Annotated in this window: 13 protein-coding genes; 1 reads left to right on the forward strand and 12 read right to left on the reverse strand. The window is 65.1% G+C overall.

Annotated elements, in window-relative coordinates:
• Window positions 1-82: 82 nt before the first annotated feature.
• Window positions 83-787: a 2OG-Fe(II) oxygenase gene (locus VER16_RS05755; protein WP_324806164.1), complete on the forward strand. Its 705-nt coding sequence runs from the start codon at window positions 83-85 to the stop codon at window positions 785-787.
• A gap of 95 nt (window positions 788-882) precedes the next feature.
• Here VER16_RS05755 and VER16_RS05760 read toward each other — a convergent pair whose 3' ends face one another.
• The 12 genes from VER16_RS05760 to gyrB all read right to left on the reverse strand — a co-directional run bounded on the left by VER16_RS05760 (window position 883) and on the right by gyrB (window position 13,036).
• Complete coding sequence (locus VER16_RS05760) at window positions 883-1,995, reverse strand: PA0069 family radical SAM protein (protein ID WP_324806167.1); 1,113 nt, start codon at window positions 1,993-1,995, stop codon at window positions 883-885.
• Window positions 1,996-2,242: 247 nt separating this feature from the next.
• On the reverse strand, window positions 2,243-2,986 hold the full coding sequence (locus tag VER16_RS05765; protein WP_324806170.1) for a pyridoxine 5'-phosphate synthase: 744 nt from the start codon (window positions 2,984-2,986) through the stop codon (window positions 2,243-2,245).
• A gap of 9 nt (window positions 2,987-2,995) precedes the next feature.
• Complete coding sequence (locus VER16_RS05770; RefSeq protein WP_324806172.1) at window positions 2,996-3,256, reverse strand: hypothetical protein; 261 nt, start codon at window positions 3,254-3,256, stop codon at window positions 2,996-2,998.
• Window positions 3,257-3,297: 41 nt separating this feature from the next.
• Window positions 3,298-4,758: a cardiolipin synthase gene (gene cls, locus VER16_RS05775; RefSeq protein ID WP_324806174.1), complete on the reverse strand. Its 1,461-nt coding sequence runs from the start codon at window positions 4,756-4,758 to the stop codon at window positions 3,298-3,300.
• Window positions 4,759-4,903: 145 nt separating this feature from the next.
• A complete protein-coding gene (locus VER16_RS05780) occupies window positions 4,904-5,317 on the reverse strand; it encodes a biopolymer transporter ExbD (protein ID WP_312706456.1) in 414 nt (137 codons plus the stop codon).
• Window positions 5,318-5,320: 3 nt separating this feature from the next.
• The gene (locus tag VER16_RS05785; RefSeq protein WP_079224462.1) at window positions 5,321-5,746 is read right to left on the reverse strand and encodes an ExbD/TolR family protein; all 426 of its coding nucleotides are present in this window, start codon (window positions 5,744-5,746) and stop codon (window positions 5,321-5,323) included.
• A gap of 61 nt (window positions 5,747-5,807) precedes the next feature.
• Window positions 5,808-6,569: a TonB-system energizer ExbB gene (gene exbB, locus VER16_RS05790; RefSeq protein WP_108767146.1), complete on the reverse strand. Its 762-nt coding sequence runs from the start codon at window positions 6,567-6,569 to the stop codon at window positions 5,808-5,810.
• A 92-nt stretch (window positions 6,570-6,661) separates the two neighbouring features.
• Entirely contained in the window at window positions 6,662-7,330 is a 669-nt protein-coding gene (locus VER16_RS05795; protein WP_414716026.1) for an energy transducer TonB, read from the reverse strand.
• 143 nt (window positions 7,331-7,473) lie between these two features.
• Complete coding sequence (locus VER16_RS05800; RefSeq protein WP_324806179.1) at window positions 7,474-8,658, reverse strand: tetratricopeptide repeat protein; 1,185 nt, start codon at window positions 8,656-8,658, stop codon at window positions 7,474-7,476.
• A gap of 131 nt (window positions 8,659-8,789) precedes the next feature.
• Window positions 8,790-9,596, reverse strand: coding sequence for a M48 family metallopeptidase (locus VER16_RS05805; RefSeq protein ID WP_324806181.1), 807 nt, complete (start codon window positions 9,594-9,596; stop codon window positions 8,790-8,792).
• A 69-nt stretch (window positions 9,597-9,665) separates the two neighbouring features.
• On the reverse strand, window positions 9,666-10,511 hold the full coding sequence (locus VER16_RS05810; protein WP_324806183.1) for a CPBP family intramembrane glutamic endopeptidase: 846 nt from the start codon (window positions 10,509-10,511) through the stop codon (window positions 9,666-9,668).
• Between the two features lie 65 nt (window positions 10,512-10,576).
• Window positions 10,577-13,036, reverse strand: a complete 2,460-nt coding sequence (gene gyrB / locus VER16_RS05815; protein WP_324806186.1) for a DNA topoisomerase (ATP-hydrolyzing) subunit B — start codon at window positions 13,034-13,036, stop codon at window positions 10,577-10,579.
• Between the last annotated feature and the right edge of the window lie 22 nt (window positions 13,037-13,058).

The following is a 13,058-nucleotide window of genomic DNA, read 5'->3' on the forward strand; positions in this document are numbered from 1 at the left end:
GCAAAGCGATGACATGACCGCAGGGTGACAGCAGCGGCGGCAAACGGCACCATCAAGCCCTTGCCGCCGAAGGATTGCATGCATGCACGAGCCGGGCCCGGTCGATTTCATTGAAGTCATCCACAACGCCGTCCCCAGTGACGTGTGCGCCGCCATCGTGGCCCGCATGCGCAGCAGCCAGGGCCTGAAGCCCGGCGCGGTAGGCAGCGGCGTCTTCCCCGAACTCAAGCACAGCAAGGATCTGCGCATCAGTGGGCTGGATGCGTGGCGCGAGGTGGACAACGCCCTGCAGCAGGCGGTTTTTGCCGGCCTGCAGACTTATCTACGCCGTTATCCACAGGCGTTGATTGCACCGCTGATGTTGCAGATCGAAGACAGCAACGGGCCACGCCGACTGTCAGCCGAGGATTTCCCCGACATGGCGCCGGAACAGCTGGCCGATCTCGCGCGCACCTGCCTGCGCCCGGGTGCGATCAACCTGCAGTGGTACGCGGCGGGCGAGGGCGGTTACCCTTACTGGCACTGCGAGCTGTACCCGAAGGATGCGCAGGCCGAAACGCTGCACCGCCACCTGCTGTGGACGCTGTACCTCAACGACGGCTTCGAGGAAGGCGAAACCGAGTTCCTGTTCCAGGGCCGCAAGATCGCACCGCGCACCGGCAGCCTGCTGATCGCGCCCACCGCGTTCACCCACACCCATCGCGGCAACCGGCCGCAGGGCGGCGACAAGTTCATCGCCACCAGCTGGATCCTGTTCCAGAGCGCACAGAAGCTGTTTGGTGGGTAGAGTCGAGCTTGCTCGACTGCTTTCCGCTCTCTGTAGAGTCGAGCCATGCTCGACTGCTTCTCCGCTCTCAGTCGAGCAAGCTCGACTCTACGCAATCAGAACAACGAACCCTGCGGTGATTCCTTCCGCGGCGGCAACGGCTTCAAGAACCTGCTGCAATCCAGCTTGGGCCAGTGGCTGTTCTGCGCGTTGAAGCCCAACCGCTTTCGCGCCAGCTTGAATCGGTTGTTCAACAGGTCTGCATACACGCCCTGGCCACGCATGCGCGTGCCGAACTGGCTGTCGTAGTCCTTGCCACCACGCAGCTGCTGGATGGTGCTCATGACGTGCGCGGCGCGGTCTGGATGATGCGTGTCCAACCAGTCGCGGAACAGCGGCGCGACTTCCAAGGGCAGGCGCAGCAGCACGTAGCCCGCAGTGGCGGCTCCGGCGTCGTGCGCCGCTTCCAGCACGGCTTCCAGTTCGCTGTCGTTGATCCAGGGAATCACCGGCGCCACCATCACGCCCACCGGAATGCCCGCCTCATGCAGGCGCTTCATCGCACGCAGTCGCGCGTGTGGTGCCGATGCGCGCGGCTCGAGTTTCGCCGACAGATGCGGATCCAGCGACGTCACCGAGAAGTGCACGCTCACCAGGTTCTCCGCCGCCAGCGGTGCCAGCAGATCGATATCCCGTTCGACCAGGGCGTTCTTGGTAATCAGGGAGAACGGATGCTTCGTTTCCAGCATCACTTCAATCAGCTGGCGGGTCAGTTTGAACTTGCGTTCGATCGGCTGGTACGCATCGGTGTTGATGCCCAGCGCGATGGGCTGCGGCACGTAGCCCGGCTTCGACAGTTCCTTGCGCAGCAGCTGCGGCGCATTGGTCTTGGCGAACAGCTTGGTTTCGAAGTCCAGGCCTGGCGACAGGTTCAGATAGGCGTGCGAGGGGCGGGCGAAACAGTACGAGCAGCCGTGCTCGCAGCCGCGATACGGATTCACCGACTGGCTGAAACCCACGTCCGGGGAGTTGTTGCGGCTGATGATGCTGCGCGCGGTCTCGGCACGCACCTCGGTGCGCAGGCGCGGGGCGAGGAATTCTTCGCTTTCGTCGATGGCCCAGCCGTCATCGACGGCTTCGCTCACCGTGCTTTCGAAGCGGCCAGCCAGGTGGGAGGTGGAACCCCGGCCCTTGATGGCGGCCTGGGTGTTGCGAGGGTGGGGTTGCATGGCGCCCTCCGGCCAAACAAGAGCTATTAGTATTATTGCTAACCACAGGCGGCGCAAGCGGCCAGGATTCACGTGGCTGTAAGCGTTGGGGCGGATCCGGAGGTACGTTGACCCCAGTGTTATCCACAGGTTTCAGGTGTTCGCGCACGCACCATCGCCGCAGCAGGCAGGAAGCATGGGCCACGGATGTCTCAGCAGCTGCGATGGGCGCCAGCCGATAGCACCGGGCCATGCCCGGCGTCGGCAATTACAACAGGGCCAGATAGCCCCGCACGGTGGTGTCCAGCCCGTCGTACAGCGCCTCGCCGATCAGCGCATGGCCGATCGACACCTCCAGCACCTCCGGTACCGCGGCCAGGAAGTCACGCAGGTTGTCCTGCGAAAGGTCATGGCCGGCATTCACGCCGAGGCCGACGGCCTGCGCGCGGCGCGCGGCGGTGGCGAACAGGTCCAGCATCGCGGCGGCATCGCCGGCCGCGTGCGCTTCGGCGTACGGGCCGGTGTACAGCTCGATGCGGTCGGCGCCAACCGCCGCTGCCTGCTCCAGCAGCGGATTGCCGGCATCCACGAACAGGCTGACGCGGCAGCCCATGGCCTTCAGTTCGGCCACCAGGGGACGCAGCCGCTCGGCGTCGCGTTCGAAATCGAAGCCATGGTCCGAGGTGATCTGGCCATCGCCATCCGGCACCAGGGTGGCCTGTGCCGGGCGCGTCTGCGCGCACAGCGGCAGCAGGCCCGGATAGCCCTCGCGCGGCGGCGCGAACGGGTTGCCTTCGATGTTGAACTCGACACCCCGGGCGCGGGTCAGGGTGGACAGCGCCAGCACGTCCTCGGCGGTGATATGGCGACGGTCCGGCCGCGGGTGCACGGTGATGCCGTGGGCGCCGGCGTCCAGGCAGGCCTGGGCGGCGCGCACGACATCGGGTTCGGTACCGCCACGCGAGTTGCGCAGGACGGCGATCTTGTTGACGTTGACGCTGAGCTGGGTCATGGAACGGGACTACGGGGCAGAAGAGGGTGGGGGAGTGCCGTCAGCGGTCTGCGCGCGGGCCTGTTCCCGCAGGCGCCGCAGTTCCTCGGCATCGACCAGGGTGGACGGGTCGCGCTGCAGGTCACCGAAGCGCGCCACGTAGCGGCCGCGCACCCACGCCAGCAGGAAGCCGAGGGCAGCCAGCAGGGCCAGCGACATCAGGCCCATGTTCGGGGTTTTCAGCGCGAAGGCGAAGCAGCCGAGCGCCAGCAGCAGGTACAGCCAGTACATATCCAGTCCTCCCCGGTCATCGGCCGCAGTGTAGCGCCGCCTTACAGCAGCGGCGAGGCCAGCCGGGCGAAGGCTTCCGGCAGGCGGTGCAGCCACAGCGAACGGCCGGCCTCATCGTGCACGCGGCTGGCGCTGTCGAACTCGGCCTGCAGCAGCGTGGCCAGTTCCGCCACGCGGTCGCGGTCGCTGATCATCATCGACAGCTCGAAATTGAGCCGGAAGCTGCGGTGGTCGAAGTTGGCGCTGCCGACAATGCAGACATCGTCATCGGCGATGAACGCCTTGGTGTGCAGCATGCGCGGCCCGTACTCGTAGATCTTCACCCCGGCGTGCAGCAGTTCGTCAAAGTAGGAGCGCGCGGCCTGGGTGACGAACCAGGAATCACTCATCTTCGGCACCAGCAGGCGCACGTCCAGGCCACCCAGTGCCGCCGAGGTCAGGGCCATGCGCGCGGCCTCGCCGGGCACGAAGTAGGGCGTTACCAGCCAGACCCGCTCATTGGCTTCCTGGATGGCCGCCACATGCAGGCGATGGATGGTTTCCCAGCCCGAATCCGGTCCGGACACCAGCACCTGGGCGTCAATGCTGCCGTCGCCGCGCAATGGCATGTCCGCCGGCCACATCCGGGCAACATTGAACTGCGACGGCTCCTGGCCGCTGGCGTACAGCCAGTCCTCGGCGAACACCAGCTGCAGGCTGCGCACCACGTGGCCGCGGATGCGCATGTGCAGGTCGCGGTACGCGTTGGCGTTGCGGCTTTCGTCTTCCTCGTCGGTGATGTTGATGCCGCCGGTGAAGGCCAGGCGACCGTCGATGATGACCAGCTTGCGGTGCGTGCGCAGGTTCAACCACGGCCGCTTGAAGGGTTTCAGCAGCTGCCGCGGGTGGAACCACACCGCTTCACCGCCGGCATCCAGCAGCGGCTGCAGGAAGCGTTTCGGTAAAGATGATGAGCCCACCGCGTCGAGCAGCAGGCGCACCTCCACGCCCGCACGCGCGCGCTCGACCAGGGCATCGCGCAGGGCGGTGCCGGCGTGGTCGGGGTTGAAGATGTAGTACTCCAGATGGATGTGGTCGCGCGCCTCGGCCACCGCCTCCAGCAGCGCAGCGTAGGTCGCCGCGCCATCCACCAACCAGGTCACTTCGGTGGCGCTGCTGGGCGCCAGGCCGGTGGTGGCCTGCGCCACCTTGGCCAGTTCGGTGCACCCGGCATCGGGCGGGCAGACATCGCTGTAGTGCTCCATGCCCGAACGTGCGCGGCCGCGGCGCAGGCGCTGCCGCTTCACCTTCTGCGGGCCCAGCAGGTAGTAGATGAAAAGCCCGAGATAGGGCAGCAGCGCCAGCGACAGGATCCAGCTGAGCGTGGCTACCGGCTCGCGCTTCTGCAGCATGATCCAGCCGGTCAGGGCGAGCAGGTACAGCAGGTAGGCGACGGCGAGGATCGTTCCCAGGTGGGCGATGCCATCGAGCCAGAGGCGCAGCGAATCGAAGAGGGCGAGCATGCGCCGATCATAGCGGGCACGAGCGTGGTGATGGGGTCAGGGCGCTTTCCTGCGGAAAGGGATACGACCCCGTACAAAAAAAGACGCCCCTGTCTCCAGGGGCGTCTGCAGTCGCGTCATGACTGTTGTGCTGCGGTATTACGTATTACTGCTGCACGAAGCCGATCTTCTTCATCTGGGCGTTCTTCGCGGCGGCCAGAACCTTGGCCATCACGTCGTACTCCGAATCCGGGCTCGCATCGATGCGCAGTTCGGGCTGGTTGGTCGGGTCACGCTGGACCTCCTGCTCCATCCGCTGCTGCAGATCATGCGTGCTGATCGGGCTGTTGTTCCACGAGACCTGGTTGCTGGCGTCGATCTTGAGTTCGATCGGCGGCGGCGGTTCGACCAGCTGCGGCGGTGGGTTGAGCACGCGCTGCGGCAGGTCCACGGCGATCGGGTACGTCATGATCGGCGCGGTCACGATGAAGATGATCAGCAGAACCAGCATCACGTCCACGAGGGGCGTGACGTTGATGTCGGCCATGGGGCCCTTGCCACCACCACTACTGAATGCCATGGCTTATTGCCCCTTCTCTTTGGTCGCGACGAAGCCGACGTCCAGCATGCCCTGCTCCTGCGCGACCTTGGTCAGGTCGTTGATGACGCGCATCTTGGTGGTGCGGTCACCACGCAGGTTCAGCGGCGGCTGCGGGGTCTGCTGGGCGGCGGTCGCCAAGCGCGACTCGAGAGTCTGCTTGTTGATTTCCTCGTCGTTCCAGTAGATCGAGCCGTCTTCCTTGACTGCCAGGGTGATAGGACCCTTGCGGTCGTTGGTGTCATCCGGCTTCTGGACCAGATTGGCCTCCGGCAGATCCACCTTGACCTTGTGGGACATCAGGGGCGCCGTGATGATGAAGATGATCAGCAGCACCAGCATCACGTCCACGAGGGGCGTCACGTTGATGTCGGCCATGGGGCCGCCGCTGTTACCACTACTGAAAGCCATAACGGGCTCCGTCTAGATCTTGGTGACTACTTGGTTCGTCGCAGGGTGACGCGCGCCGCAATCAGCGGACGCGCGAACCGGTGGCGAAGAAGTCGTGCAGGTCGTGCGCGAAGGTATCGAACTTGCTGATGGTCGCGCTGTTGATCTTGCTGAAGAAGTTGAAGGCGAACACGGCCGGGATCGCGACGAACAGACCGATGGCGGTCATGATCAGCGCTTCACCCACCGGGCCGGCAACGGCGTCGATCGAAGCGGAGCCGGTGGCACCGATCTTGATCAGCGCGCCGTAGATGCCCCACACGGTACCCAGCAGACCGACGAACGGAGCGGTTGCACCGACGGTGGCCAGCAGGGTCATGCCCGACTGCAGCTTGTTGCTTTCGCGGGTCACGGCCTGACGCAGGGCGCGGTCGACGAACTCCGAACGGCTCAGGTTCTCACCCAGACCGCCGGTGGCGCCGCCTTCAGCGCGCTGGTGGTGGGCAGCCGCCTGGGCAGCGTCCAGGGCGATCTTCGAGAACGGCTCGGAAGCCGGCTGTTCTTCCATCGCACGGATGGCGTCCTGCGCGTTCGGGGTATCCCAGAACAGGCTGACGACGCGGTCGGCGGCGCTCTTCAGGCGGACCGAACGGAAGATGTTGATGACGGTCCAGTACCAGGACATGGCCGACATGACGATCAGGGTCAGCAGCACCACCCAGGAAACAGCGAAGTCACCCGGCTGGGTGGTCATTTCGTGGATCAGGTGCTCGAAGCCCATCTGCGACAGGGCGTTGGACGGATTGCCCCCGGCAGCAGCGGCGATGAAAAGTTCCTGCAGCATGACGCTTACCTTTGTTGTGTGTGGTGATAAAGGGTGTAGCTAAGCTAAACAATCGAACCGGAGGAGGGGTGGCCGGCGGCCACCCGCTCGCATCAGTTCAGTGCAAAGTTGACCGGGACGCGGACGCGGCCAGCAGCCTTCTTACCGCCAGATTCAGCGGCGTTGAAACGCCACTTGCGGGCAGCTTCCATCGCAGCACGGTCCAGGTCGCGGTTACGGCTGGACTTTTCCACCGTGACATTGGTGACGTTGCCTTGGGCATCGACATCAATGATCAGGATCACTTCGCCCTGGATACCAGCGCGGAAAGCGGCCGGCGGGTAGCGCGGCGGATTCATGGCCTTCGACGAGATGTCCACGCTGGCCTCGATCGAGGCAGGCGGCGACGGCGGCGAGGGCGGCGACGGCGGGGTGACGATGTCGTTCGGGCGCGGTTCCGGCACGTCGACGACCGGCGCCTGCGGCGGCGGCGGGACGGGCGACGGCTTCGGCGGCGACAGATTCTTCACCGGCGGCGGCGGGGTGTCCTGCGGCGGCGGCGGCGGCGGCGGCGGCGGTGGCGGCGGCGGCGCGTCGACGATGGTCACCATGACGTTGCGCTCCTTCTCGGCCACGGCCTTGGGGGCCACAGCGGGGATCAGGAGCATCATGAAGGCGGCCAGATGCAGGGCGATTACAAACGCGATGCCGACGATGCGAGGCCAGCTCAGCCCCTTGTCATCGGGTTGTTCGTACCGGTGAACGACTAGTTGTTCCGTCATGCGCCAAGAGCTCAATAGTGGGGCCGGAATCCCGGGGGCGGGATCCCTGATCAGCGGTGCATGACACCGCAGGAACCTCCAAGCTTATACCAATCCTGAGCGCCTGCGCATCAACCGTGCAGGCGTTCAGGCGTTATTCCTACTTACTTCAGGTTGATGATTTTTTTGGCATCAGCCTGGTTCTTCACGCCCTTCGCCAGAGCTTCCTGGGCGGCCTTCTTGGCCTCGGGAACGCGACCTTCGGCATGCAGGACGCGTGCCAGGTTCAGGTAGGTCTCACCGTCCTTGGACAGCGGGGCAGCCTTCTGCCACGCCTCGATCGCCTGCGGCACCTGGTCGGAGTAGTAGTAGGACTGGGCCAGCGCCAGGTAAACCTGGTAGTCCGGCTTCAGGATGCCCTTCTGCAACCCTTCGTTGATGACCGCGATGACGTCCTTTTCCTTGTTCTCGGTGTTGGCATAGATCGAGTACAGCTGCTTGTACTCGCGCTCTTCGGTGAGCTGGCCGCTGCTGCGCAGCTTGCCCATCACCTCGGCTGCCTTGGGCATCTGATCGGCCTGCATGTACATGTTGGCCAGATTCAGCTGCGCCTTCTTGTCGTTCGGGTTCTTGGCCGCCAGTGCTTCGGCGGTCTTGACCGCTTCACCGGTCTGGCCGGCTTCGGACAGGGCAGCCATCAGCAGCTGGTTCCAGTTGTCCTTCGGCTCCGGCGAGGCGGCAATGGCCTGCTGCAGGACCGGAATCGCTTCCTGGTAGCGCTGCAGCTGGTACAGGGCCTGGCCCTTGGCGATCAGTTCTTCCGGCTTGTTCGACTTGCTCTCGGCAAAGTACTTGTCCAGCGTGGCCAGGCCTTCAGCGGTCTGGTCTTCCTGCAGCTGCAGCTGGCCCAGCATCACCATCGACTGGTAGTGGCCGTTGTTGTCCAGACCGTTGAGTTCGATGGCCTGCTTCAGATAGCCGATGGCCCCCGGCGTGTCGTCGGTCTGGTAAGCGGCCTGCGACGCCAGCTGCGCGGCCAGCGACTTGTCGTAGTTGTTCGAGGCGCTGTTGCCCAGGATTTCGCGGGCGACTTCCAGGGTCTCCGGGAACTTCTGCTCGTTGTAGTTGTCAATCAGCTTCTGCAGCTGCTTGCCCATCTTCGCGGATGCCTTTTCCTTCGGCTCCTCACGGGTGGCATTCGGGTACAGGACTTCTGCCTTGGCCTGCTTGCCACCGCGGTTGCCACGCTCGGACGAGCGCGACTGGGCGAAGGCATCGGTGACCACGGCGCCGGTCAGGGCGGTCGCGATGAGGACGGAAAGCACAGCTTTGTGGTTGCGGAAAATCATCGTTCACCTCGATCGAACCGCCGTCAGCGGCAAAGTCGGACTGTCAGAAAAATCTGAGCCGCCAAACGTATCAGAAACAGATGGCGTGAGAAATCGTTTTATGTGCTGCAGTACAGCATGAATCTGCGCACTCACCCACACTTTGGCTTGCGACCGGCCGCCTGGGCCTGCTGATACGCGGGTGTCAGAGAGGGGGCGTCGCGCTGCAGCTTGCGGATCCGGTTGGCCGGATCGGGGTGGGTGGACAGCCATTGCGGGCTGCGTCCGCCACTGGCGGCCATCATGTTCTGCCACAGATCCACGGCCTGGGCCGGATTGAAACCGGCCTCGGCCATCAACCGCTGGCCGATGACGTCGGCCTCTGATTCCTGGGTGCGCGAGCCCGGCAGCAGGAAGGCCGTCTGCGCGGCTGTGCCACCCAGCTGGTTGACCGTGCCGGCTGCGCCATCACCATAGGCGGCCCCTGCGAGCGCGCCGAGCACGGCCAGTCCGGTCTGCGCTCCCATCTGCCGGGTAATGCGCTCTTCGTGGTGGCGGGCGATGACGTGGCCGATTTCATGGCCGATCACGGCCGCCAACTGGTCCTGGTTCTTGGCGACAGTGAAGATGCCGGTATTCACCCCGACCTTGCCGCCGGGCAGTGCGAAGGCATTGGGTTCCTTGTCGACGAACACCGCCGTCTCCCACCGTACGCCACGGTACTGTGCGGGCAGCTGCGCCACCAGCGCGTTGACCACGCACTGCACGTACGCGTTCTGGCGGCCATCGGTGCTGATCTTTTCCTTCTGCTTGGTCTCGGCAAAGGCCTGAGCCCCCAGCTGGTCAAGCTGGGCCTGCGACACCCCACCCACCATCTGCCGGCGACCGGTGGGTGAGGTGGTGGTCGCGCACGCCCCTACCAGGGCGGTGATGAGCAGGGCGAGCAGCAGTGATTTCATGGAATCCCCCGTGTTCATGCAGGCAGTGTGGACCGGGCCCGCTTAATTTTTCGTCAAGCGGCCACGGCCTTACATTGACCCGAAGAACACCAGCGCGGCCAGCGCTACGGCGTTGTTCAGGCCATGCGCGATGATGGCGGCCCACAGCGTACCGGTGCGCCGGTACAGCCAGCAGAAGCCAGCACCCATGCCGCCGTAGACCAGCCAGAGCTGGGCGATCTCGGCCGGGCCATTGGCGCTGGTGCCGGGAATCTCGTGGATGAGGGCAAACGCCAGGCTGCTGAGCAGCAGGCCCAGCCAGGGCCGGCCGGCCTGCCACAGGCGTCCGAACAGCACCCGGCGGAACAGCAGTTCCTCATAGGCAGGGGCAAGCACCACCGCGAACAGCATCAGGAACAGCGGGAAACGCTCGATGGCGTGCTGCATCAGGGCCAGGTTGGTCGGCACCGGTTCAATGCCGAGCTGCTTGGCCAGGAAGGCAATGCCATTGCTGCCGATCACGATCAGTGTGGCCACCAGCAGTGTCCACCCCCAGGTGGACGGGCGCCGCAGCGCCTGCGCCGAGGCCTGGCGTTCGGCCGCGCTGGCGGGCCGTCGCCAGAAGTACAGCAGCAGTGCGGCGCCACCGGTGGCGACCAGGGCCATCAGCACCTGCGCAAGGGCCCCGGGGGTGCCGAATGCCTCGGTCACGCTGGCAGCATCAGGGGCGCCACCGCCAGCCTTGGCACTGGCGTAGCCGATCTGGATGCCGCGATACAGCCCCCACGCCATGCCGCTGATCAGGCTGAGGATGAACAGCGTGGCCGCGCCGATGCCCAGATCGATGAAGAAAGCCGCCACGGGCGACCGGCGGCGCGGCGCAGCGGAGGCTGGCGGAACGGGCGGCGGAGCGGAGACCGGGACAGAAGCGGACATCGATTACCTGCAATCAAAGGGCGAAGGCCGGCGCGTTCCCACGCACCGGCCACGGACAGCGTGGATCAGATATCCAGGTTGGCGACCTTCAGCGCGTTGTCTTCGATGAAGTCACGGCGCGGCTCGACGACATCGCCCATCAGGGTGCTGAAGATCTGGTCGGCGGCGACCGCATCCTCGATGCGCACCTGCAGCAGGCGACGCGTATCGGGATTGACCGTGGTATCCCACAGCTGTTCCGGATTCATTTCACCCAGGCCCTTGAAGCGCTGGATCTGGCGGCCGCGCTTTGCTTCTTCCAGCAGCCAGTTCTGCGCCTTGGCGAAGCTGTCCACCTCGACCGACTTGGCACCGCGGCCGATGGTGGCGCCTTCGCGGACCAGGCCGTGCAGCAGGCTGGCGGCCTGGTAGATGGCGCGCAGTTCGCCGCCCTCGAAGGCGGCCAGCGGCAGCACCTGGACGTGTTCCTCGCCCATGTGGCGACGGGTCACCAGCACGGCGGCCGGACGCTCGTCAGTCGGCTCCTGCAGTTCCAGGCTGAAACGTGCACTACCCAGGCTGCCCTGGTTGAGGCGTTTGGCCAGTGCATCCAGGCCCTGGCCTTCGCCGGCATCGCGCAGGTGGGCCAGGTCCATCGGCACGAAGTCGACCAGCGCTTCGAGCAGGTTGCGGTCGTAGCGGTGTGCATTGCGTTCGATCGCATCGCGCGCGCCGGCAAAGGTCAGCAGCAGCTTTTCAAGCGCGGCACCTTCGATGCCCGGCTCACCCGCGGCCGGCACCAGCACGGCGTTTTCCACCGCATTGCTGGCCAGGTAGCTGTCCAGCGCCGGGTCATCCTTCAGGTACAGCTCCTGCTTGCCCTGCTTGATCTTGTACAGCGGGGGCAGGCCGATGTAGACGTAACCGCGCTCGATCAGCTCCGGCATCTGGCGGTAGAAGAACGTCAGCAGCAGGGTGCGGATGTGGGCGCCGTCGACGTCGGCGTCGGTCATGATGATGATCTTGTGGTAACGCAGCTTGTCCGGGTTGTATTCGTCGCGGCCGATGCCGGTACCCAGCGCGGTGATCAGCGTACCGACCTGGTCCGAAGCGAGCATGCGGTCGAAGCGGGCACGTTCCACGTTGAGGATCTTGCCGCGCAGCGGCAGCACCGCCTGGTTCTTGCGGTTGCGGCCCTGCTTGGCCGAGCCACCTGCCGAGTCACCCTCGACGATGAACAGTTCGGACAGCGCCGGATCCTTTTCCTGGCAGTCGGCCAGCTTGCCCGGCAGGCCAGCGATATCCAGCGCGCCCTTGCGGCGGGTCAGGTCGCGGGCCTTGCGCGCCGCTTCACGTGCACGTGCCGCATCGACGATCTTGCCGGCGATGGCCTTGGCTTCGTTCGGGTTTTCCTGCAGGAACTCTTCCAGGCGCGCGCCGAAGGCGTTTTCCACCGCCGGGCGCACGTCGGAGCTGACCAGCTTTTCCTTGGTCTGGCTGGAGAAGCTCGGGTCCGGCACCTTCACCGACAGCACCGCGATCATGCCTTCGCGCATGTCGTCGCCGGTCAGGTTGATCTTGGCCTGCTTGGCGATGCCGTTCTGCTCGATGTAGTTGTTGAGCACGCGGGTCAGGGCGCCGCGGAAACCGGCCAGGTGGGTACCGCCATCCTTCTGCGGGATGTTGTTGGTGAAGCAGTACATCGTCTCCTGGTAGGAGTCGGTCCACTGCAGCGCCACATCCACCACGATGTTGTTGTGTTCGCCGGTGACGGCGATGACGTTCGGGTGCAGCGGGGTCTTCAGCTGGGCCAGATGCTCCACGAAGCTGCGGATGCCGCCTTCGTAGTGGAAGTCATCGCGACGGCCGTCGCCGCGCTCATCGGCCAGCACGATCTTGACGCCGGAGTTCAGGAACGACAGTTCGCGCAGGCGACGGGCCAGGATGTCGTAGTGGAATTCCACGTTGTCGTGGAACGCCACGGTCGACGGCCAGAAGCGCACGGTTGTACCGCGCTTGGTGGTGTCTTCCAGCTTTGCCAGTGCGGTGACCGCAGCACCGTTGCTGAATTCCTGCTGGTAGTGGGAGCCGTTCTGGAACACGTCCACCAGCAGCTTCTGCGACAGCGCGTTGACCACGCTGACGCCCACGCCGTGCAGGCCGCCGGACACCTTGTAGCTGTTGTCGTCGAACTTGCCGCCTGCGTGCAGCACGGTCATCACGACTTCGGCCGCCGAAACCTCGCGGCCCAGCTTGGCGCTCATCTGCTCGTGCTTGCCGGTCGGGATGCCGCGGCCGTTGTCGGACACCGAGACCGAACCGTCAGCGTGAATCGTCACCGCGACATGGTCGGCGTGGCCGGCGAGGGCTTCGTCGATCGAGTTGTCGACGACCTCGAACACCATGTGGTGCAGACCGGTGCCGTCATGGACGTCACCGATGTACATGCCAGGACGCTTGCGGACAGCCTCGAGCCCTTCCAGGGCGGTGATGCTGTTGGCGTCGTAGTTGCCGTTGTTTACCGGGGTGTTCTGTTCGTCGGTCATTGCGCTTGCCGTAGGCTCCGCA

Source organism: Stenotrophomonas sp., assembly GCF_035634915.1.
GTDB lineage: Bacteria > Pseudomonadota > Gammaproteobacteria > Xanthomonadales > Xanthomonadaceae > Stenotrophomonas.